Genomic DNA, 22,426 nt, shown 5'->3' with positions numbered 1-22,426 from the left:
CGCGAGCCGCGCCTACTCCCCCTCGCCGCGGAGATGCGGCGTGTAGGTGATGCCGACCAGGAGCCCCTCCGGCCCGAGGAGCCGCGTCACCCGCTGGCCCCACGGCTCGAGCCGATCCGCGACCAGTAGCTCGTACCCGCGCTCCACCAGTTCATCGGTCGCTGCCGCCACGTCCTCGACGTCGAACTCGATCCACCCCCGAGGCATCGGGAAGTCGGCCGGCCAGTCATCCTTGCCGAAGCACGACTGCGCCGCGGCCTGGAGCGGCCAGACGGCGAAGTGCTTCACCCCCTCGACCGCATCGCTGGCCAGGTACGACGCGTCCCCCGTAAGCGGCAGGCCCAGGGTCTCGCCATAGAACGCGCGCGCCGCTTCCATGTCGGGCGCGATCGGCCCGAATCCCGCTACGAAGAGCACCTTCACGGACGCCACCTCTCAGTACCCTGCAGGGCCGATGCGGAACGTGATGTGAGCATCCTAAGGCACCTGTCAAGCCCTCCCCGACGGGTACCACTCCGCGCCGCGAGGCGCGACGGCGTGCAGACACCGTGGTAGACTGACCATCAATCTCCATCCGCATGAGAAGAGAATCGGAAGGAGCAACTCCATGGCCATCTTGAGCATGAATCCGCTCATTTTCCTGGTGGATATCGCCGTGGTAGGCTTCGTCGCCGCTGCCGTGGTGCTCGGCATGCGCGCGCTCAGACGCTAGCCGCATCGCAATCCCCCGGCTCCACTCCCCCAATCCCGGTCCGCGATTGAAGCCGGGCTCTGCCCAGTGGTGGTGTCCTCAGAGTTACCAGCCTTAACCAAATTAATAGCTTGACACAATCATCGTCCTGCCTCACACTAGTTCCACGTGTGTCCTCCCACTTTGCCCGCACCGCGGTCGGCCCGCGCCTGTGCGAGCCGGACCGGGTGCCACCCCCCTTAAGGAGGGACTTCCATGGCCAGCGCCGACCACTCGTCCCACGAGCATCATGGGCCTGGCTACGCCTCGCCGGCGGACGCGATGAAGGCTGAGCCGGAGAAGGAGCTCTACACCACTGCCCTCTACGGGGGCACCGGCGTCGAGCAACCGGACTACCTGGCGACGATCGACGTTGACCAGAACTCGCGCACCTACTCGCAGGTTATCCATCGCACGGACATGCCCAGTGTCGGCGATGAGTTGCACCACTTCGGCTGGAATGCGTGCAGCTCGTGCCATGCCGACCCCGGTGCGAGCCGACGCTTCATGATCGCCCCGGGAACCCTCTCGACCCGCATCAATATCCTCGATGCGAGCGACCCGCGTGCGCCGAAAGTGCACAAGGTCATCGACGGAGAGGAGATCAAGGAGCGCGTCAACCTCTCCGCGCCGCACACGGTCCACTGCCTGGCGGACGGCACGATCATGCTCTCGATGCTCGGCGACCGCGACGGCAACGGGCCGGGCGGGTTCCTCCTGCTCGACCAGGACTTCAACATCACCGGACGCTGGGAGCATGACAACGGCGCGATGCGCTTCAACTACGACTACTGGTACCAGCCACGTCACAACGTGATGGTCAGCAGTGAGTGGGGCGCGCCGAACACGTTCCTACCCGGCTTCAACCTCGAGGACGTGACGGCCGGCAAGTACGGCCATGCGATCCACTTCTGGGATTGGGAGAAGCACGACGTCATCAAGACGGTCGATCTCGGCGACGAGGGACTGATTCCCCTGGAAGTGCGCTTCCTCCACGACCCGGACAGCACGCACGGCTACGTCGGCGCCGCGCTCAACAGCACCATGTGGCACTGGGAGCAGAAAGACGGTGACTGGGATGTGGAGCAGGTAATCGCGGTGGAATCGGTCGAGCTGACCGGTTGGCCGTTCCCCGTTCCCGGCCTGATCACCGACCTCCTGGTCTCGATGGACGACCGCTACCTCTACTTCTCCAACTGGCTGCACGGTGATATCCGGCAGTACGACATCAGTGACCCGGCCAAGCCGCGACTGGCCGGGCAGGTTTGGGTCGGCGGTCTGCTCGGGCGCGCCGAGGAGGTGCAGGGGAACGCGCTGCGCGGTGGGCCGCAGATGCTCCAGCTCAGCCTCGACGGCAAGCGGCTCTATGTGACCAACTCGCTCTACAGCAGTTGGGATAACCAGTTCTACCCCGACCTCGCGACGGCGGGCTCGCACCTGCTGCAGATCGACTGCGATACCGAGCGGGGAGGCATGCGGATCAACACGGACCTGTTCGTCGACTTCGGCAAGGAGCCGGGCGGACCGGCTCGGGCGCATGAGATGCGCTATCCCGGCGGCGACGCCACAGCGCACCTCTGGGCCTCGGGGCCTCAGACTCAGCGCCCCGCTCCCTGGACGGGAGCGGGGCGCTCCGTGTTCTTGGGTTTTCAGCGGACGCTAGTACGCTCGCGCCCAGATCACCTGCTGCTGGGCCTCCTCGCCGCAGACGAGGCACCGGCCCGGCGTCTCCGGCTGCTCGAACGGGATGCAGCGGATCGTCGCCTTGGTCTCGGCCTTGACCCGTTCCTCGCACGCCGCGCTGCCGCACCAGTAGGCACGGGAGAAACCGGCGTTCGCCGCGACCCGCTCCTTGAGCACGTCGTAGCTGTCGACCTCAACCGTGTTCTCGGCCAGCATCCGAGACGCGGCGGCGAAGAGGTTGGCCTGGATATCGCCCAGGATCTCCGGGATCCGGCCCGCCAGGTCGGCGATGGAGATCGACTGCTTCTCGTGGGTGTCGCGACGCACCAGCGTGACCTGGTCGTTGGCCACGTCGCGCGGCCCGATCTCCAGCCGCACGGGCACGCCCTTAAGCTCCCACTCGTTGAACTTCCAGCCCGGCGTCTTGTCGTCGCGCCGATCAACGAAGACTCGCGCGACCGGCAGCAGCGCATCGCGCACGCGGTCGACCGCGGCCTCTACTGCCTCGCGCTCAGCCTCCTTACGCCAGATCGGGACGATCACGACCTGAATCGGTGCCACGCGCGGCGGCAGCTTCAGGCCCCGGTCGTCGCCGTGGACCATGATGACCGCGCCGACCATGCGGAAGCTCAGCCCCCAACTCGTGTTGAAGGCGTAGCGCCGCTCGCCGTTCCGGTCGAGAAACTCGATCCCGAAGACACGGCCGAAGTGGTCGCCCAGGTTGTGCGAGGTGCCGGACTGGAGCGCCCACTTCTTGCCGCCCATCATCGCCTCGATGGTGTAGGTCCGGAGCGCGCCGGCGAACTTCTCCGACTCCGTCTTCCGACCCGGGATCACCGGGACCGCCAGCTCAGTCTCGACGAAATCGCGGTAGACCTCGAGCATCAGGCGCGTCCGCTCCTCCGCCTCCTCCAGCGTCGCATGGGCCGTGTGGCCCTCCTGCCAGAGGAACTCCAGCGAGCGGAGGAAGGCGCGCGGGCGCTCTTCCCAGCGCACGACGCTGTTCCACTGGTTGATGAGGATCGGCAGGTCACGGTACGACTGGACCCAGCGCGCGTACATCGGGCAGATGATCGCCTCAGAAGTCGGGCGCACCGCCCACGGCTCCTCAAGCTCCTTATTGCCGCCCCGCGTCACCCATGCGACCTCCGGCGCGAAGCCCTCTACGTGCTCGGCCTCGCGCTCCAACATGCTCTTCGGGATGAACAGCGGGAAGTAGGCGTTCTGGACGCCCGTCTCCTTGATCCGCCGGTCGAGCTCCGCCTGCATGTTCTCCCACAGGGCGAAGCCGTAGGGCCGCACCACGCGCGTGCCCCGCACCGGCGACTCGTCCGCCAGCTCCGCCCTGCGGACGACCTCGACGTACCAGCGGTCGAAGTCGTCCTCCACGTCGCTCAGTTCCTCGACGTACTTTCGCTCGTCGCTCATCGGTGGTCCCCTATCCTCCCACGATCACACGATCATCACGCGGCTCACAGCCACACGTCCACATGCAGGGGCCTTGCCCCTGCTGGGAGGCGCGGGGATGCCACCCCAGCCGCCCCCCAAGTGGGGGAGCGGCGCCGGGCACCGTGCTGCGTTGTGTGTGCGGAGGAGCCCGTCTCCGCGTCCACTTCGCCGATGCATCACTGCGCTCTGTGTAGAATGCCGGAGAGCCCGTCTCCGGACGGCCGACTACAGCGTGGCATTATAGCAGTCGCCGCAGCCCGGCCGGCCCGTCGACCGTCACGGCCGTTGGTCCCGACCGTGCGTGCCACGATCGGAGGTCGACAGTGGGTGGCGGCGCCGGGGACGGAACGCTAGGCAGGGGAGAGGCGCTATGGCAGTCGAGGGACGGAAGCGGATTGCGGTCCTTACCGGCGGGGGAGACGCCCCCGGTCTCAACGCAGTCATCCGGGCGGTGACAAAGGCAGCCATCCTCGACCACGGGTGGTCGGTGATCGGGTTCCAGGACGGCTTTGAAGGGGTGATCCACGACCGCTGGGTCGAGCTCACGCTCGACTGCGTGCGCGGCATCCTGCCACGCGGCGGGACCATCCTGGGCGCCTCGAACCGCTGCAACCCGTTCTCCTATGCCGCACCAGGTGACGAAGCTCCCCGCGACTATAGCAGTGAGGTCCTGAAGCGAATCGAGGAACACCGAATCGACGCGCTGGTGGTGATCGGCGGGGACGGCACGCTATCCATCGCGCACCATCTCCACACCCTGGGCGCCCCCGTCGTCGGCGTGCCCAAGACGATCGACAACGACGTGCGCGGCACCGAGGTCACCTTCGGCTTCGACACGGCCGTCAACACGGTGACCGACGCCATCGACAAGCTGCACACCACGGCCGAAAGCCACCACCGCGTCATGATCGTGGAGGTCATGGGCCGCACCACCGGCTGGATCGCGCTCCACTCCGGCCTGGCCGGTGGCGGCGACGTGATCCTGATCCCGGAGATCCCGTTCAATCTCGACGCCATCCGGGAAACGATCCAGCGGCGCCAGGCGCTCGGCCGCCACTTCACCATCATCGTCGTCGCCGAAGGCGCTCAACCCGAAGGCGGCGAGGCGATCTACGAGCAGATCGGGCATCTCCCCTACGAACGACGCTACGGCGGCATCGGTGAGTGGCTCCGCCGCGAGTTGGCCACCACGATTACGCAGGAGGTGCGCTCGGTCGTGCTCGGTCACCTCCAGCGGGGCGGCAGTCCGACCGCCCGCGACCGGGTCCTCGGATCCGTGTTCGGAGCGGCCGCGGTCGACCTGATCGCGGAGGGCGCGTTGGGCTACATGGTCGGCGTCAGCGGTGACCTGGCAGGCCAGCGCCCGCACTCGGTCACCTCCGTCCCCCTCGCTGAGCCGAGCCGTGGGCCGCGGCACGTCCCGGTCGACCACTCGGCCGTGCGGACCGCGCGCGAGATCGGCATCTCCTTCGGCGATGTGAAGCCGGAGGAGCGAGTCAGACAGGAGCGTGCATGACGGAAACGCTGCCGCCGGGGAAGCTCCCGCCGGAGCTCCTGGCGTCGCTGCTCGCCTCGATCGAGTCGGACCCCTCGGTGGTCGTCGGCCCGGGCATCGGTCGAGACGCCGCGGTGGTGCGCTTTGCCGACCGGCTGCTGGTGCTGAAAACCGACCCGATCACTCTCGCCACGGATGAGATCGGGTGGTACGCCGCGCACGTCAACGCGAACGACATCGCCTGTATGGGCGCCACACCGCGCTGGATGCTGGTCACCACGCTGCTTCCGGAACACGACACCACTTCGGCGCTCGTCGAGCGCATCTTCGCGGGCCTGCGTGAGGGCTGCGACGCGGTCGGTGTCCGCCTCGTCGGCGGCCACACCGAAATCACCGCCGGGCTGGACCGGCCGATCATGGTCGGGCTCATGGCCGGCGAAGCAGAACTGGAACAACTTGTCGATCCAAGCAGCGCCGGAGCGGGCGACACCATCATCCTGGCACGGGGGATCGCCATCGAGGGCACCGCGATTCTCGCGCGCGAGATGGCGGAAACGCTGGCCGGGCAGGTTGACCAAGCCATCATCGAAAACGCGTCCCGTCTCCTCCACGACCCCGGTCTGAGCGTCGTCCCGGCCGCCCGCATCCTGCGCGACGCCCTCGGCCCACAGCTCCATGCGCTGCATGACCCGACCGAGGGCGGTCTGGCCACCGGCCTGCGCGAACTGGGCGCCGCGACCGGCCTGGGATTGGCGGTCGACGGCGATGCAATCCCCATCTACCCGGAGACGCAGGCGCTCTGCGACGCCCTCGGGCTCGATCCGCTTGGCCTGATCGCCTCCGGCGCGCTGCTGGCGGTCGTCGCGCCGGAGGGCGTGTCCACCGCGCTTGCCGCGCTCCATGAGGCCGGCATTCCCGCCGCCGCCATCGGCCGGCTCACGGCCGACCCACACGAGGCAACGCTGACCACGAACGGGACGACGGCACCGCTGCCGAGCTTCCCGGTCGACGAAATCGCGCGTTTCTTCGCCGAACAAAATGACGACCCCGCGGCTCACTAGGCCGCGGGGTCGTGTCGCGCCGAAGACTGGTACGCGACTACGGCTTGGGCATGTCGCGCAGCGCCTCGTACGCGGGCCGCGGTGACCAGTCCGCGTTGAGGACGCTCCACGGATGCTTCTCATCCTCCGGGGGCGTGATCACGGAATAGTTCAGGTTCCAGACGAACATGCCGCGCGCCCACGGCCAGTTCTCCTGGGCCCACTTGAACGCGCCGACCAGGTAGTCTGCCTGGTCCTGCTCGCTCACGTCGGCACCGTATTCGTACCCCGGCGCCTGGTTGGCCGTCGTCCAGCCGAATTCGGTGATCCACACCGGCCGCGGGTCACCGTACTTGGCCATCACCTCGTGCAGTTGCTCGGCCCGCCGGAAGTAGAAGCTCGGGTGATCCGCCCAGTTCCCTTCGCCCGGGTTGTCGGGGAACATCTTGTCCGGCGGGTGGTTCGTCGCATTCACGTGCGCTCCCAGCACGTCGAAGTACATCGCGTAGCGGCCGTTCTCCAGCGCGTAGAACGACTCCAGATACGCCACGTCGTCGATCGCCACGCTGGGGTCGTTCACCCCGGTCGGCGTCAGGCCGCCGAAGACGATGACCGCGCTGCGGTCAACCGACTTCGCTGCCTGGTACGCCGCCTCCAGCATCTTGGCGTAGTCTTCGACCCGGACCGTGCCTCCCATCTCATGTGCCAGGTTCTGCTCGTTCCAGATCTCCCACGCGTCGACCTTGCCGTGATAGCGGCCGACCACGAACTGCACGAACTCGGCGAAGTCGTTGTAGTCGCTCAGGAGTTGCTGGCCGCTCGGGTCACGCGCCCAATCCGGGGCCTTCACAATCGTGGCAAGGACGTTGACGCCACGGGCCTCGAACTGGTCGACGATGCGGTCGGTGGGGAGGGGATCCCACTGGCCCTTAGCCCGCTCAAACTGGCTCCACTCGATCTGGATGCGGACCCAGTCGAACCCGGCCCCGGTCACCATGTCGATGACCTTATCGTTGAACTCCGCGCCCTGGTCGTCGCCGCGGGCGAAGACGTTGAAGCCGTAGATGAGGTTTCGGCTGCCCGTCTCGCCGGACGGCGCCCCATTGCTCGCCGTCGCGGTGGGCGACGCCTCACCGGCCGTCGGGTTTGCCTGTGCGGTGCTGGTGCTCTCGCCCGCCGGAGTCGGCGTGGACGATCCCCCACCGCAGGCGACCACCATCGTGGCGACCATCACCAGCAGCACGAAGAGTGCGATTCGTCTCATGACTGGTCTGGAACCCTTCCCTTTCCTCGATTCGTGGGGTGGGCCCGCTGGCACGGGTCCGCCCCGTCCCCTCCGTATGACGAATGAGAACCCGTACGGTCCCTCGCCGATTCGCGGTCCGCGCACCGGACTTGCACGTCTTCTCGCGTGTAGTATGCTCGGATGGATACGGACGAGGTCTGTTCCGGGAGGAGTCAAGCACCCCGTGGCCTTTGAGCATCACGAGTTCGAACTGCTCACCGTGTTGGTCGCCGAAGCGATCGGCGAGCCGGGCCACCGCCGTTTCCGGCTGATCGCTGGGACCGAGGGCGACCTCGTCTCGCTCTGGATGGAGAAGGAGCAACTCCGAGCGCTCGGGCTCGCCGTGGAGCAACTGATCGAACAGTTGGGTACCGCGGGGTACCCGGTCGATGACCTGGAACCCGATCCGGCGCCGTTGAACGGGGACATTCCCCCCACCGCGCCGGAATACGTCGTCAGCAAGATGGCCATCGGCTACGACGACGAGCGGCACCAACTGGCGATCTTCGCCCACGACATCGAGCAGGACGACGATGACGCCCCCATCTTCGCCGGGCGGGCCACCCTGCCGGCCGCCATGGCGCTCGCGGAGGAGATCGCCCGCGTTGTCGCCGCCGGACGGCCACGGTGCCCGCGCTGCGGCGCACCGATCGGTCCCGAGGGACACGTCTGCCCGCACAACAACGGGCACCTGCCCTGGACGCCCGAGTGAGCGCGGCCTGACCCTCACCATCCGAGCGCGTAGCCGTCTGCGCGCGGGTCGGCGGCACCGAGCAGGATCCCCCGCTCCCGGTCGATCTGGATCATCTGCGCGTGACCCATCAGCGACGAGAACGGCTCGGTGGGTCGCGCCTCGTGGCCCATGGCTCGTAGCCGCTCGATCGTCGCCTCGCCGAACCCCGGCTCGATCCGAAGCACATGCGCCGGGTCATCCGGAGTACCCCGCCCGCTGACCCAGCGCGGCGCCTCGATCGCCTCCTGCGGCTCCATCCCGAAGTCGACCAGGTTCAGCAGCAATTGCAGGTGCGTCTGCGCCTGGCCGTGACCACCCATCGTGCCGAAGACGACCCACGGCTGGCCGTCCCGCAGCAGCATGGCCGGGATCAGCGTGTGCATGGGGCGCTTGCTCGGCTCAAGCCGGTTGGCCGCATCGGGGTCCAGCGTGAACGACGCGCCCCGGTTGTTGAGCACAATCCCGGTGCCCTCCGCGACCAGGCCTGAACCGAAGCCCTGGAAGATGCTCTGGATGAGCGACACTGCCATGCCGTTTCGGTCGACGACGCACAGGTAGATCGTGTCCCCACCACCGGGACGATCAGCACCCGGCGCCCACGCGCGGTCGGGGTCGATCCGCCGGCGCAGCTCCGCCGCATACTCCTTCGCGATCAGCCGCTCGACCGGGATGGGAACGCGCTCCGGATCGGTGACGTAGCGGTCGCGGTCCACGAAGGCGAGCTTCTTCGCCTCAACGCAAAGGTGGATCAGCTCCGGGCTGCCGAAGCCAAGGGCCGCGACATCGAACCCCTCGACGATGTTGGCCATCTGCAGCGCGGTCACACCCTGGGTGTTGGGCGGCAACTCGACCAGTTCCAACCCGCGGTAGGTCGTGCGGAGCGGCTCGACCCAGTCGGAGCGATGGGCCGACAAGTCGTCGAGCGTCATCAGGCCCCCATGCTCCCGGAGGGTATCGACGATCGCCTGGGCAATCGCACCCTTGTAGAAGGCATCGGCCCCGCGTCCGGCGATCAGGCGCAACGACGCCGCCAGATCCGGCTGCCGCAGCACGTCGCCCGCCGCGGGCACCTGCCCCTCCGGCAGGAACTGCCGCGCCGCCGCATCCTGCTGCTCCAGGAGCGGCCGGGCCTGAGCAATAGCCGCGCGCAGCCCCGGAGTCACCGGGAAACCGCGCTCAGCGTAGGCGATGGCCGGCTGCAGCAGGTCGGCCAGGCCGAACGTGCCAAATCGGTCCAGGGCCGTCTCCCAGGCGTGAATCGTGCCCGGCACAGTCACCGCATGCGCACCCCGCTGCGGCATCGTCGTGTGCCCCGCCGCGACCAGCGCGTCGATGCTGGCCGCCGCCGGGGACCGGCCGCTCCCGTTCAGCGCATGCAGGCGCCCTTCACTGGGATCCCAGATCAGGAAGAAGGCATCGCCGCCGAGGGAGCACATGTGCGGGTAGACAACCGTCAGCACCGCGTTGGCCACCACGGCGGCGTCGACGGCGTTACCCCCAGCCTGGAGCGCCCGCAGGCCCGCGACGCTGGCCAGGTAGTGCGGCGTCGCCACCATCCCCTCGACGGCCATCGTCGTCGGCCGTCCCAGCACCCGGGTCATCGTCTCTCCCCCTCGCTCAGCACCGCGCAACCGGACTCCTGTGCAACAGGTCGATCGTACTACACATCCGCCGCGCTCGGCGCGGCTCTTGCGGCGGCGGGGCAGGGGGCTATCATAGCGTCGCGGCGGACGCCGCGCGGAAGGGAGCTGATCCATGGCCGACACCATCGATGCTCGGGCTCTGGAAACCGCTGAGGAGGGCGTGCTCGCTGCAGCGCGCGCACTCGTCGAGGGCCGCGCCCTCTCGTTGAGCCAGCACGGCAACATCAGCGCGCGCATCCCCGGTGCGAGCGCCTTCGTCCTGACCGGCGGCGGGACGCTGGACCGATTGGAACGGCACGATCTGGCCCTGCTTGACCTCGACGGACAGGGGCTACGCGGAAGCCTCACCCCAACCGCGCGCGAGATCATCCAGATGCACGCCGCCATCTACCGGGCGCGGGAGGATGTCGGCGCGATCATTCACACCCACTCACCCCACATCACCGCCTTCGCCATTGCCGGGAGGCCGATCCCGCCCGTGTACGAGGCCATGATCCGGTTCGACGTGACGGAACCTGTCCCGGTGGCAGCCTACGGACCGCGCGGCTCAGAGCGCTCGGTACGCAACATCCTCGACGTGCTCGGCCCAAAGACCAAGGCCGTCCTGCTGGCCAACCACGGGGTGCTGGTCTTCGACCGGGACATCGAGAGCGCGGTGCGCCTGGTCTTCGTGCTGGAGGAAGCGGCCCAGTTCACCCTGAAGGCGGATCTGCTCGGTGGCGCGCGGGAGATCCCCCAGGATCTCATCGGCGAGGCGCTGCACCGGCGCGACACATTCGCGCAGGCCGCGCAACCCGAGGAGGCCGGCCCGTGACAAGGCTGGCGCTGGCACGAGGCGCTGCCCGATGATCGACGCCTGTCTCCTCGGCACCGGCGGCATGATGCCGCTCCCGAACCGCTGGCTCTCCGCGCTGCTCCTCCGCTGCGAGGGGCACATCATCCTCTGCGACTGCGGTGAGGGGACGCAGATGTCCTGGCGCTCCACGAACTGGGGCTTCCGTGATCTGGGCACGATCGTGCTTACCCACCTGCACGCCGACCACGTCGCCGGACTCCCCGGCGTGCTCTACACCGTGGCCCATGCCGAACGGGTCGAGCCGGTCGCCATCTACGGCCCGCCCGGCACCGCGGCCGCCGTCGCCGCCATGCGGGTCATCGTTCCCCGGCTTCCCTTCCCCGTGGAGGTTCGGGAACTCACCGGGGGAGAGACTGTGGACCTCCCCGCCGGGCTCACGCTCCGCTCACTGGCTGTCGAGCACCGGGTGCCCTGCTTGGCCTACACGTTCCACCGCCCGCGCGCCCCGCGCTTCGACGCCGACCGCGCCCGCGCGCTGGACGTGCCGATCACCCTCTGGAGCCGCCTTCAGCGCGGCGAGTCGGTGACCGTGGACGGGCGAACGATCCAGCCGGAGGAGGTCCTCGGCCCACCCCGCCGCGGGCTGACCGTGGCGTTCGTGACGGACACGCGGCCTACCCCGGAACTCCCGGATTTCGTCCGTGGTGCCGACCTGCTGGTCTGCGAAGGGATGTACGGTGACCCCGACATGCTCGACCGCGCGGTCGAGCGGGGACACATGATCTTCCAGGAAGCGGCCACGATCGCCGCTACCGGCGAGGTCAAGCGCCTGTGGCTCACCCACTTCAGCCCCGCGCTGACCGACCCCGGCGCCTACCTGCCTCTCGCGCGAAACATCTTCCCCAACACCGAAATCGGCCGTGCCCATCGCACCCTCACCCTGGCGTTCCCGGACGACGAATAGCGAGGGGCTTTCGGCCGAGGAGACGGCAGAGACCGCGATGCAGGTTCGGGATCCTTTTCCGGCATTTGCCCAGCAGATGATGACAAGTCCCATCGTTTCCTGAGACCTGTCACCGTGAGTGAAGCGACGAATCTCGCGCCGGCGATCCTTCGACTCGGACGGTTCCGCTCCCGTTAACCGCCGCACACGGGACAGCGCGAATTGGTGGGCGTCGACACAGGACGCTCACCGAGACGGTGTATGCGCTCGGTGCGTGATTGGGAAAGACACCTGGCGGAGGCTCAGCGACATCCCAGCCCAGCGGCCACGACGGATGGTTACCCGAACCCGCATGGGTCGGGCACAGGGTACTGTCCCCTCGGACCGCTCAGTTAGCCCGGCCGGTGACAAGCTGGTGCAGCGTGGGGTCGGCCTTGATCTCGTAGCTCAGTTCTTCCAGGCGCGCGATCGCAAGGCCGAGCCGGATCGGCTCACCGCGGATCTGATAGATCAGGAACTCGATCGCGGTGAAGACTTCGTTCGGCATCGGACTGATTCCGGGCGGAAGCAGCCGAACGATGCGGGCCAGACGCTCGGTGAATTGCTCTTCATGTATTGCCTGCTCGGTCACCGGCAGGCGGGCGTCCAGGAGTTCGTCCAGGTCGTAGATGCTGCTGATGACCGGGGTCATGCGCTCCAGGATCGACAGGGCCACCGGCGAGATGACCCGCTGGAGCAACTCCCGATACGGATACGTGTCCTCCACCATCCCGGCCCCTTCCTGCGCGACTCGCAAATCGCGCCCACGGCCATTGTACCCGAGGGAGGCGGTCGCACGGCCTGTGCCTCGGGGATCGTTAAGTCCTAGTATGCGGTCGCGGCCCGGGAATGGAGGCGGATTCTGACAGCGTCGTAACGTTTCCCCGGCGGGCACCTGGGCACCCGAGCAGGTCCAACCGTCTCCCGCGCCGCAGGGTCTCTGAGGTCGAGGCGGTACCATTGATGTCGGGCGAATCGCCACCTGCGCGATGCGCCCGGCTGATCTACAACCGAGGGAGTGCTCGTGCGGAACCGATCCGCCGCAACCGATACCTGTACCGGCCGCCCCACCGACGCTCCTCCCTGGCACGCCCTCCCGGCCGACGAGGTCCGCGCGCGCCTCGGCACATCTGACACGGGGCTGACCGACGCAGAGGCAGCGGCACGGCTCGCCCGCTTCGGCCCGAACGAGATCCGTGAGGAGCCGCCGCCAGGGCTCCTGGTCCTGCTGCTCCGCCAGTTCCGCAGTCCGCTGAGCTACATCCTGTTCGTCGCCCTGGCGATCAGCCTCCTGATCGGTGAGACGGTCGATGTCATCGTCATCGCCTTCGCGCTTCTGCTGGACGCCGCCATCGGGCTCTACCAGGAGCGGCAGGCGGAAACGTCGCTGCGCGCGCTCCGGCAACTCAGCGCGCCGCACTCCCGCGTCGTCCGTGACGGCATCGAGCGTGACGTGCCCAGCCGGGAACTCGTGCCCGGCGACGTCGTCCTCCTGGAGTCGGGCACGCGGGTCCCGGCAGACCTCCGGCTGACGACCGCGACGTCGCTCCTGGTCGATGAATCGCTGCTCACCGGGGAATCGGTCCCCGTCGCCAAGCATCCAGACCCGGTCCCGGAGACTGCGCCGCTCGGCGACAGGTCCAGCCTCGCCTTCTCAGGCACGGTGGTCGTGTCGGGGCGCGGCCGGGGGTACGTCGTCGACACCGGCGTCAACACGGAGCTCGGTGGGATCGCCAGCGCCTTGCGCGAGGCGGAGGACACGGCGACCCCGCTCCAGCAGCGCGTGGCGCATCTGGCCCGGAGCCTTGCCCTATACACGGCGGTGACGGCCGCCGCCACGGTCGCGATCGGTGTCGCGCAGGGGCAGGGGGCGGTGGACATAGTGCTCGTGGCGGTGGCGCTCGCCGTCGCGGCGGTGCCCGAGGGGTTGCCGGTGGGGCTGACCATCACGCTCGCGGCCGGCGTCCGCCGGATGGCCCGGCGCAATGCGATCATTCGGCACCTCCCCGCGGCGGAGACGCTCGGCAGCACCACCGTGATCGGCTCCGACAAGACGGGCACCCTCACCGAGAATCGCATGACGGTGCGCCGGGTCTGGTCCGGCGGGCGGACCGTCGAGCCGGGCACCACCCACGCGCTGTCCTCCGAGCCGGAACCGGTGCGGCCCGGAAATCCGGTCTACGACACGCTCCTCATCGGCGTCCTCACCAACGAGGCCGCTGTCTACCCCACCGGCGACGGCTATCACGTCACGGGCGACCCAACCGAGGCCGCGCTCCTGATCGCGGCCCACCGCACCGGCGTGGACCCGCAGGATCAGCGCGCCCGCTACCCGAGCGTCGACGAAGTCCCATTCGAAGCGGAGCGGCGGTACTCGGCCAGCCTGCGTCGCACCGGCGATGGGTATCTGCTGGCAGTCAAGGGCGCCCCGGAGCGCATCCTGCCGCTCTGCGACCGGATGCGGCGGGGAGAGGCGGTCGTGCCGCTCGACAAGGCGGCCGTCCAAGAAGCCGTGGACGACATGGCGCGCAATGGGATGCGCGTGCTGGCAATGGCGTACCGGCCGCTCGATCGGCCTCCGCGGGACACCGCGACCGCCGTCGAGGCCGGGGGTCTGATCTTCGCCGGACTCCAGGGGATGATCGACCCGCCGCGACCAGGCGTCCGTGAGGCCATCGCACGCTGTCATCGCTCCGGTATCCGGGTCTTGATGATCACCGGGGACCACGCTGTGACCGCGGCGGCCATCGCGCGCGACCTGGGGATCGCCGGGGACAACGCACGCGTGCTCACCAGCGAGGATCTCGCGGAGATGGACGCCGACACCCTCCGGAGCGCGGTAGCCGAGGTGCCGGTCTACGCCCGTGTGACCCCGCAGGACAAGCTGCGCATCGTCGCGGCCTTGAAGGAGCGCGGTGAGGTCGTTGCCGTCACCGGAGACGGGGTCAACGACGGTCCGGCGCTGCGCGCCGCCGACATCGGCGTCGCCATGGGTCGGAGCGGCACCGATGTCGCCCGCGAAGCCGCGGACATGGTCCTGGCAGACGACAACTTCGTGACCATCTGCGCCGCGGTCGAGGAGGGCCGCACCGCGTTCGACAACGTCCGCAAGGTGACCCTGTTCCTCGTCGCCACCAACGTCGCCGAGGTGGTCGCCGTCGTCGCTGCCGTCGCTGCCGGGTGGCCGCTGCCGTTGCTGGCAGCCCAGATCCTCTGGCTCAACCTCGCCACGGAGGGCCTGCAAGACATCGCCCTGGCGTTCGAACCACCGGAACGCGACGTGCTCGACCGCAAGCCCCTCCCGCGATCGGAGCCGATCCTCTCGCGGGTCCTCTGGGAGCGGGTGGCCATCGCCGGGGTGCTGGCCGCGCTCGGCACTCTGCTGCTGTTCCGCTGGGAACTGGACACCTCCGGGTCGCTCACCGCCGCGCGGTCCGTCGCGCTGACCACGCTCGTGGTTGTCGAAGCCTTCCAGGTCTTCAACGTCCGCTCGCTCTGGCGCTCCTCCTTCCGGGTTGATCCGCGCTCGAACCCGTTCCTCCTCTTTGCGACCCTGGGCGGCGTGGCGCTCCAGATCATCGCGCTCTACCTGCCTCCGACTCAGTACCTGCTCCGACTTGAGCCGATCTCTCTGGACGCCTGGGTGCGGATCGTGCTGGTCGGAGTCATGGTCCTGCTGGCGGTCGAGGTGCACAAGCGCGTGCGCCGGGTGAGCCGCTAGGCGCGGCATGGACTTTGCCCCGTCGCTCGCCAGCGAGTGTCGATCGCGGCTCGCAGGCCCCAACCCCGGGTGGCGGGTCACGCGGGAGACGAGCGCTGGCCCGGTGCCTCTCGACGTCGACTCAGGGATGAGAAGGAGTGACCGGCATGGCAAGAACCCGACGCTTCGTCTACGTTGCCCGACTCAAGACCGGCGACGAAGTCGGCCTGCGCCGCGCGCTGGAGCACCTGCCGGCGACCGCACTCGCCGACGCCGGCTTCGCGGAGTTCACTACCTACGTCGGCAGCGGCTTCTGCGTCCTCCAGTTCGGCCTGAGCGGCGACGACTTCCAGGTCCAGTTCGAGCGGTTCTGGAACAACGCGGACGTCCGCGCGTTCACCGAGCGCCTGGCCGGCTATCTGGTCGAAGGGGAGCAAATCGCGCGCGGCTTTGCGATCGGTGATCCACGGTTCCACGCCGGCGCGGAGGCAGGCACAGGCGGCGCCGTGACTAGCGCCGAGCTGCCGCTGGCCTACGAGGCATCGCACTGGCCGATGGAAGGGGCATGAAAAAAACCGCCCGCTCGGGCGGTCTCCGGAGCCGATGGTCGGACTCGAACCGACGACCTAGTGTTTACGAAACACTTGCTCTACCAACTGAGCTACATCGGCTTGTCCTGGCCGGTACCGGCCGCGCCATCGCTTGGCGCTGGAGAGTATAGCACATTCTCTCTGATGTGTCATCCCCCCTTGCCCACATCTTTCTGAGCTTGGGAGGATGTGGAGCCCACGCGGGGATTCGAACCCCGGACCTCATTCTTACCAAGAATGTGCTCTGCCTCCTGAGCTACGTGGGCACAGCGCTTGTAACTATACCCCAACAACGGCGACTGCGTCCAGACCGGGAAGCCCGTCGCCTCGCCGCCTACCCTACGACGTCTTCGGCGCCTGAAGGACGGCATCGGCCCCGCGGTGCCAGGACGTGCCGTCGAAGCCGGCGACCTCGCAACCGAGCCGCTCCAGGAACGGGACCACCCAGCGGGCCGGGTACGGCCGCGGGTTGACCGGGAAGTTGGGCGCGTGCGAGTCGGAGCCGCAGCTCACCAGCAGTCCGCGCTCATGGGCCATCGCCCGGTAGTGCTCGGTGTCGTCCTCCGTGTAGGAGCGATAGTGCGCCTCCAGGCCGTCGATCGGGATCGTTTGCAGCATTCTGTCGAGCTGCTCCGGGCTGAGGATACCGCCGCCGTCGTTCCGCCCCGGATGGGCCAGGACGCAGATGCCTCCCGCTTCGTGCGCCACCTTCACCGTCTCCTCCAGCGGGACGTCGACTCGTAGCGTCTCCCCGTACCGCATGACGAGCTGGTGCGCCGTCTGGAGGTTGGAAGCGTGGCCGTCCTTGATCGCGGTGAGCAGCACGTGTACCGGCAGCAGGGGACGCCCGTCCACGACTTCCTCAAGCGACGGGAGGGCGTGGCCGTGGGACTCCAGCGCCATGATGCCCCGCTCCGCCGCGGCGGCCAGCTCGTCCGCCTGGCGAGCCAGCAGCGCGCCGAAGCCGTGCCCGCGCTCGCTCGTCGGGTCGGCGCCGTAGACCAGCAGGTGCCACTGGCGGTCTTCCCACCACGTAGTCACCTCGACGCCGGGGATGATCAGGATGCCGCGGCTGGCCGCGTGCTCTATGGCCTCGGGGACCGAGCGCATCGTGTCATGGTCGCACACCGCCGCGACCTTGAATCCGTGCTCGACGAGGTGGTCAACCAACTGGTGTGGCGTCCACCCCCCGTCGCTCGCCCGGGTGTGGAGGTGGAAATCGACGGGGTCGTCGGCCTGGACAACGAACGATTCGGGCGTCATGGTCTCTCCCACCAGTCTGCCATCCGGCGCGTGACCTCCCGGCTGCCACGGGAGGACGCCCCCGATTATAGTCTCCCCGGACGCATGCCCGGGCGCCTCCGTCCGCGCCCCGTGGCAGAATGTGTGCGGACACAGGGGACCGTGCACGCGGTGCCCGCCTGAAACGTGGATGAGGGAGGTGGGGGATGGCCGACCGTGACGCCATCGTGGCGTTCTGCGCCGAGTACCTTGGGGTGGACCGCTTCCGGGACGCTGCCGTGAACGGCCTCCAGGTGCAGGGGCGCGATACCGTCAGCCGCGTCGCCACGGCCGTGAGTGTGAGCCAGTACACCATTGACGCGGCCCTCGACTGGGGCGCCGACGTGCTGCTCGTCCACCATGGGCTGCTCTGGGGTGAGCGAAGCGGGCCGATCGTCGGTCCCCTGCGCGAGCGGTTGAAGCGGTTGCTCGCGTCGGATTTGAACCTCATCGCCTACCACCTGCCCCTCGACGCGCACCCGGAGGTCGGCAACAACCACCGCCTCGCCGCCGCACTCGACCTCAGCGTCATCGCCCCCTTCGCCGAGGTCCAGGGACAGCCGATCGGCGTGATCGCTAAGCCGCCCGAGCCTCTCACGGTGCCGGACCTGATCAGCCGGCTGGAACGCGTGACCGAGCGGGCACCCGTGGTGCTCAACGGTCATGACGGCTCGCTCCGGCGGGTGGCGATCCTCTCCGGCTCCGGTTACTCCGCGCTCGACGAGGCGGTCGCGGCCGGCTGCGACGCGCTCGTGACCGGCGACGTGCGCGAGTCGACGATGGCGCTGGCGCGGGAGCTGGGGATCACCGTCCTGGCCGGTGGTCATGAGGCAACCGAGCGGCTCGGCGTCCAGGCGCTGGGCGAGGTGCTCCGAGGACGCTTCGGGGTCGAGACACGCTTCATCCCCGATCCCAATCCGATTTAGCCCGCCCCACCCTCTGTCCTGCTACTATCATGGTGAAGGGGCGTGATCCGGTTCCGTCGTTCCGCCCTGGCCCACGTCGCCGCGTGCCGGTGCGTGGCCACCAGCACAGATGGGGAGTACGATGCAGAACGTCGCGGAGATCTTCAAGGCGTACGACGTGCGGGGCGTCTACCCGCAGGAGCTCAACCCGGAGATCGCCTACAAGATCGGCCGGGCGCTCGTGGTTTACCTCAAGGCCAAGCAGGTCGTGGTCGGGCGTGACATGCGCATTTCGTCACCCGCCCTGGCGAGCGCCATCATCGACGGGATCCTCGACCAGGGCGCGGACGTCTGCGACATCGGCCTGGTCAGCACCGATAGCCTCTACTTCGCCGTCGGAAAGTCGGGCTACGACGCGGGCGTCATGGTGACCGCCTCCCACAACCCGCCGGAGTACAACGGCTTCAAGCTGTGCCGCCAGGAGGCGCGCCCGCTGAGCATGGACCAGGGGATCGGGGAGATTCGCGACCTCGTCCTGCGCGACCAGTTCCCGGATCCTCCCTCGCCCGGGACGGTGCACTCCAAGGAGATCCTCAACGACTTCGCCGACCATGTCCTGTCGCTGATCGACACGAAGTCCGTCCGGCCGCTCAAGGTCGTTGTCGACGCCGGCAACGGCATGGCCGGCAAGGTGGTCCCGGCGGTCTTCGGCCGGCTGCCGCTTCAGGTCGTGCCGCTCTACTTCGAACTCGACGGCCGCTTCCCGAACCACCTGGCCAACCCGCTGGAGCCGGAGAACGTCGTCGACCTCCGGCACGCCGTGCTCGAACACAAGGCCGACCTGGGGATCGCGTTCGACGGTGACGCCGACCGGATGTTCATCCTGGACGAGCACGGCCAGTTCGTCGGCGGCGACATGATCACCGCGCTCGTGTCCAAGTCGCTCCTCCGCAAGCACCCGGGTGCCAGCATCGTCTACAACCTGATCTGCTCGCGCGCCGTGCCGGAAACCATTGAGCGCGAGGGCGGCAAGCCGATCCGCTCCCGCGTGGGGCACTCCTTCATCAAGGCCAAGATGCGAGAGCACGACGCGATCTTCGGCGGGGAGCATTCGGGGCACTTCTACTTCCGCGACAACTGGTACGCCGACTCCGGCATCATCGCGGCGCTGACCGTGATCGAACTGCTCTCGCAGGAGGGCGTCACCATGTCCGAGGCGCTCAAGCCGCTCGACACCTACTTCCGCTCGGGCGAGATCAACAGCGAGGTCGCGGACCAGCAGGCCGTGCTGCGGCGGCTCGAGAGCCGCTTCTCGGACGGGGAGCTTGATTACCTCGACGGACTTACCGTCAGCTATCCCGACTGGTGGTTCAATGTCCGGCCGTCCAACACGCAGCCGCTGCTACGCCTCAACGTGGAGGCCAATGACCCGGCGTTGCTCGAGGAGAAGACCCAGGCCGTCCTCTCCGTCATCCGACAGGGATAAGCGAGGTGGAAACCCCCAGCGGCCGGGGCGAGCCCACCCCTAGGCTCGCTCCCGGCACGAACCTGACTATCGTCAAGCTCACTCCCGACGGACGCGAAGCGGCACGCTACCCGGGCCACGCCGTGCCCGGTCCGGAGGACTGGGTCGTCGCCCGGGCCTACTGGGTCTTCGAGCGGAAAGACCTGGGGTACCTGGTGTTCGATCCGCGGGACGTGTTCGTCGAATACTTCAGCCTGACCCGGCCGTACAACGCCTTCGCCCTCTTCACCGAGGACGACCGTTTCAAGGGCTGGTACTGCAACGTCACTTATCCAAGCTGGATCGAGGACGGCACGGTCTACTGGCAGGACCTGTACATCGACGTCGTGGTCTACCCCGACGGGCGCCTCCTCACCCTTGATGAGGACGAGCTCGACCGCGCCGGGCTCGCGAGCCGCGACCCGGCGCTGTACCAGATGATCCTGAGTGCCCGTGATGAACTGATCGAGCGCGCCCGGACGCGTGCATTCCCCTTCTCCGAAGCGCCAGCGTGAGCCGCACCCGCCCTTGTTGGCGATCGCGACGGCGGTGCCTCCGCGCCCTGGCGGGTCCGTCACCGCTCGGCTAAGCTAGCCCGCGGTCGCCGGAGAGAGAACGAACCGCAGCGAAGGGAGCCTGCAACGTGCCCACACCGAGAGTCGCGCCGTACGGCTCGTGGGAGTCGCCCATCCGCTCGGACCTGATCGCATCGGCCAGTATCGCCCTCGGGGCCGTCGCGGTGTCAAACAGTGCCGTCTACTGGCTGGAAGGCCGTCCGACGGAGGGCGGCCGGAGCGTGCTCGTGAAGCGGACCGCGGACGGGACCGTCACCGACGTCACCCCGCAGGGATTCAACGTCCGCACCCTTGTCCACGAGTACGGCGGCGGCGCCTTCTGGCTGCACGGAGACACCGTCTTCTTCACCAACTTCGCCGACCAGCGGCTCTACCGCCAGGATCCGGGCGACGAACCTCGGCCGATCACGCCGGAGCCGCCCGCGCCGCGATCGCTCCGCTACGCCGACGGCTGCGTGACGCAGGACGGCCGGCTCATCATCTGTGTCCAGGAGGAGCACGCCCCCGACGGGCAGGTGCACAACCGGCTGGTCGCCCTCCCCGCCGACGGCAGCGCCGAACCGCGCATCATCGCCGAGGGGCACGACTTCTACTCCTTCCCGCGCGTCAGTCCCGACGGCACCCGCCTCGTCTGGACCACCTGGGACCACCCGCGGATGCCCTGGGACGGGACTGATCTCTGGGTCGGCACGCTCAACCAGGACAGCACACTCAGCGACGTGCTCCACGTGGCGGGTGGACCCGAGGAGTCGATCTTCCAGCCCGCCTGGAGCCCGGACGGCACGCTGCACCTAATCTCCGACCGGACGGGCTGGTGGAACCTCTACGCCCTGAAAGACGGAGAGCTGATCCCGCTCGCGCCCATGGACGCCGAGTTCGGGGTACCGCAGTGGGTGTTCGGCCTGACGACCTACGACTTCCTGCAGGACGGTCGCATCGCCTGCCTCTACAGCCAGCGGGGGCTGACCCACCTCGGCGTGATCACGCCCGGTAGCGGCCGCGTCGAGCCGGTCGAGACGAGCTTCACCGCGTTCCGCTCCATTCGCACCGCCCCCGCAGGCGATCAGGTCTGGGTGATCGCCGCCTCCGCCTCGCACCCGGCCAGCGTGGCCTCGATCGACCTCCAAACCGGGAACGCGACGGTGGTCCGGAAGAGCCTGGACGTCGACCTTGACCCCGGCTATCTCTCGATACCGGAACCAATCGAGTTCCCGACCGACGGCGGCCTCACCGCGCACGCGCTCTTCTACCGCCCGGCGAACCGCGACTTCATCGGGCCGGAGGGCGAGCGGCCGCCGCTGCTCGTGCTCAGCCACGGCGGGCCGACGGGCCAGACGACCTCGGCGCTCAACCTGGAGATCCAGTTCTGGACGAGCCGCGGCTTCGCCGTCGTCGACGTGAACTACGGCGGGAGCACCGGCTACGGTCGCGCCTACCGGGAGCGGCTGAAGGGCAATTGGGGCATCGTCGATGTCGCCGACTGCGTCAACGCCGCTCGCTACCTGGCGCAGCAAGGCGAAGTCGACGGCGATCGACTGGCGATCGAGGGCGGCTCCGCCGGCGGCTACACGACGCTCTGCGCCCTGGCCTTCACCGACGTCTTCGCCGCGGGCGCCAGCTACTTCGGCGTGGCCGATGCCGCCGCGCTGGCCCGCGACACGCACAAGTTCGAATCGCGCTACCTCGACGGGCTGATCGGACCCTATCCGGAAGCAGAGGATCTCTACCGCGAGCGGTCTGCGCTCTACCACGCCAACCGCATCTCATGCCCGATCATCCTGCTGCAGGGACTGGAAGACGCCGTCGTCCCACCGTCGCAAGCCGAGGCGATGGTGGCGGCGCTGGAGGCCAACCGGATCCCGCACGCCTACATCGCGTTCGAAGGCGAGCAGCACGGCTTCCGTAAAGCCGAGAACATCCGCCGCTCCCTGGACGCCGTGTACTACTTCTACGCGCGCGTCTTCGGCTTCAAGCCCTCCGGCGACGTCGAGCCGATCCCGATCCGGTTCATGGAGGAGGCCGGTTAGCGCCACGG

General features: G+C 68.4%; 17 protein-coding genes, 2 tRNA genes and 1 pseudogene. 12 read left to right on the top strand and 8 right to left on the bottom strand.

Annotation, left to right across the window (positions count from 1 at the left end; genetic code table 11):
- Positions 1-12: 12 nt before the first annotated feature.
- Positions 13-378, bottom strand: coding sequence for a VOC family protein (locus IRZ30_RS03625; protein WP_366945316.1), 366 nt, complete (start codon positions 376-378; stop codon positions 13-15).
- A 568-nt stretch (positions 379-946) separates the two neighbouring features.
- Between IRZ30_RS03625 and IRZ30_RS03620 the strand changes: the two are divergent.
- Positions 947-2,311 (top strand): annotated as a pseudogene (locus IRZ30_RS03620) (selenium-binding family protein); the annotation flags it as partial.
- Between the two features lie 78 nt (positions 2,312-2,389).
- Here the strand turns inward: IRZ30_RS03620 and proS are convergent.
- A complete protein-coding gene (gene proS / locus IRZ30_RS03615) occupies positions 2,390-3,841 on the bottom strand; it encodes a proline--tRNA ligase (protein WP_294083034.1) in 1,452 nt (483 codons plus the stop codon).
- A gap of 391 nt (positions 3,842-4,232) precedes the next feature.
- Between proS and IRZ30_RS03610 the strand changes: the two genes are divergently transcribed.
- Both IRZ30_RS03610 and IRZ30_RS03605 read left to right on the top strand, forming a co-directional pair.
- Complete coding sequence (locus tag IRZ30_RS03610) at positions 4,233-5,378, top strand: 6-phosphofructokinase (protein ID WP_294083032.1); 1,146 nt, start codon at positions 4,233-4,235, stop codon at positions 5,376-5,378.
- Positions 5,375-6,418, top strand: a complete 1,044-nt coding sequence (locus IRZ30_RS03605) for an AIR synthase family protein (protein ID WP_294083030.1) — start codon at positions 5,375-5,377, stop codon at positions 6,416-6,418. The genes IRZ30_RS03610 and IRZ30_RS03605 overlap by 4 nt, the downstream gene beginning before the upstream one ends.
- Positions 6,419-6,455: 37 nt before the next feature.
- Here IRZ30_RS03605 and IRZ30_RS03600 read toward each other — a convergent pair whose 3' ends face one another.
- Entirely contained in the window at positions 6,456-7,661 is a 1,206-nt protein-coding gene (locus IRZ30_RS03600; protein ID WP_294083028.1) for a cellulase family glycosylhydrolase, read from the bottom strand.
- A 205-nt stretch (positions 7,662-7,866) separates the two neighbouring features.
- Between IRZ30_RS03600 and IRZ30_RS03595 the strand changes: the two genes are divergently transcribed.
- Positions 7,867-8,394, top strand: coding sequence for a DUF3090 domain-containing protein (locus IRZ30_RS03595; RefSeq protein WP_294083026.1), 528 nt, complete (start codon positions 7,867-7,869; stop codon positions 8,392-8,394).
- A gap of 14 nt (positions 8,395-8,408) precedes the next feature.
- Here the strand turns inward: IRZ30_RS03595 and ggt are convergent, their stop codons facing one another.
- Positions 8,409-10,016, bottom strand: coding sequence for a gamma-glutamyltransferase (gene ggt, locus IRZ30_RS03590; RefSeq protein ID WP_294083025.1), 1,608 nt, complete (start codon positions 10,014-10,016; stop codon positions 8,409-8,411).
- Positions 10,017-10,170: 154 nt separating this feature from the next.
- Between ggt and IRZ30_RS03585 the strand changes: the two genes are divergently transcribed.
- Positions 10,171-10,872 carry a class II aldolase/adducin family protein gene (locus IRZ30_RS03585; protein WP_294083023.1) on the top strand — a complete coding sequence of 234 codons (702 nt, stop codon included), beginning with the start codon at positions 10,171-10,173 and terminating at the stop codon, positions 10,870-10,872.
- A gap of 31 nt (positions 10,873-10,903) precedes the next feature.
- Positions 10,904-11,818, top strand: coding sequence for a ribonuclease Z (locus IRZ30_RS03580; RefSeq protein ID WP_294083022.1), 915 nt, complete (start codon positions 10,904-10,906; stop codon positions 11,816-11,818).
- Positions 11,819-12,185: 367 nt separating this feature from the next.
- Here IRZ30_RS03580 and IRZ30_RS03575 read toward each other — a convergent pair whose 3' ends face one another.
- Positions 12,186-12,566, bottom strand: coding sequence for a hypothetical protein (locus IRZ30_RS03575; RefSeq protein ID WP_294083021.1), 381 nt, complete (start codon positions 12,564-12,566; stop codon positions 12,186-12,188).
- A 294-nt stretch (positions 12,567-12,860) separates the two neighbouring features.
- Between IRZ30_RS03575 and IRZ30_RS03570 the strand changes: the two genes are divergently transcribed.
- Both IRZ30_RS03570 and IRZ30_RS03565 read left to right on the top strand, forming a co-directional pair.
- On the top strand, positions 12,861-15,557 hold the full coding sequence (locus IRZ30_RS03570; protein WP_294083019.1) for an HAD-IC family P-type ATPase: 2,697 nt from the start codon (positions 12,861-12,863) through the stop codon (positions 15,555-15,557).
- A 146-nt stretch (positions 15,558-15,703) separates the two neighbouring features.
- A complete protein-coding gene (locus IRZ30_RS03565) occupies positions 15,704-16,105 on the top strand; it encodes a hypothetical protein (RefSeq protein ID WP_294083017.1) in 402 nt (133 codons plus the stop codon).
- 29 nt (positions 16,106-16,134) lie between these two features.
- Here IRZ30_RS03565 and IRZ30_RS03560 read toward each other — a convergent pair.
- From IRZ30_RS03560 to IRZ30_RS03550, 3 genes are all read right to left on the bottom strand, one after another.
- Positions 16,135-16,207: transfer RNA gene (locus IRZ30_RS03560), tRNA-Thr, on the bottom strand.
- Positions 16,208-16,316: 109 nt separating this feature from the next.
- Positions 16,317-16,392, bottom strand: a tRNA-Thr gene (locus IRZ30_RS03555).
- Positions 16,393-16,465: 73 nt separating this feature from the next.
- Positions 16,466-17,389, bottom strand: coding sequence for a PHP domain-containing protein (locus IRZ30_RS03550; RefSeq protein WP_294083015.1), 924 nt, complete (start codon positions 17,387-17,389; stop codon positions 16,466-16,468).
- A gap of 185 nt (positions 17,390-17,574) precedes the next feature.
- Between IRZ30_RS03550 and IRZ30_RS03545 the strand changes: the two genes are divergently transcribed.
- The 4 genes from IRZ30_RS03545 to IRZ30_RS03530 all read left to right on the top strand — a co-directional run bounded on the left by IRZ30_RS03545 (position 17,575) and on the right by IRZ30_RS03530 (position 22,418).
- Positions 17,575-18,333 carry a Nif3-like dinuclear metal center hexameric protein gene (locus IRZ30_RS03545; protein WP_294083013.1) on the top strand — a complete coding sequence of 253 codons (759 nt, stop codon included), beginning with the start codon at positions 17,575-17,577 and terminating at the stop codon, positions 18,331-18,333.
- Positions 18,334-18,454: 121 nt separating this feature from the next.
- Positions 18,455-19,798 carry a phosphomannomutase/phosphoglucomutase gene (locus IRZ30_RS03540; RefSeq protein ID WP_294083012.1) on the top strand — a complete coding sequence of 448 codons (1,344 nt, stop codon included), beginning with the start codon at positions 18,455-18,457 and terminating at the stop codon, positions 19,796-19,798.
- A 5-nt stretch (positions 19,799-19,803) separates the two neighbouring features.
- A complete protein-coding gene (locus IRZ30_RS03535) occupies positions 19,804-20,331 on the top strand; it encodes a DUF402 domain-containing protein (RefSeq protein ID WP_294083009.1) in 528 nt (175 codons plus the stop codon).
- A gap of 128 nt (positions 20,332-20,459) precedes the next feature.
- Positions 20,460-22,418: a S9 family peptidase gene (locus tag IRZ30_RS03530; RefSeq protein WP_294083007.1), complete on the top strand. Its 1,959-nt coding sequence runs from the start codon at positions 20,460-20,462 to the stop codon at positions 22,416-22,418.
- Positions 22,419-22,426: the final 8 nt, after the last annotated feature.

The sequence above is a fragment of the Sphaerobacter sp. genome, assembly GCF_019683595.1.
Lineage (GTDB): Bacteria > Chloroflexota > Chloroflexia > Thermomicrobiales > Thermomicrobiaceae > Sphaerobacter.
Note: the sequence above shows the minus strand (reverse complement) of the source record. Positions and strands in the feature narration are given on the sequence as shown.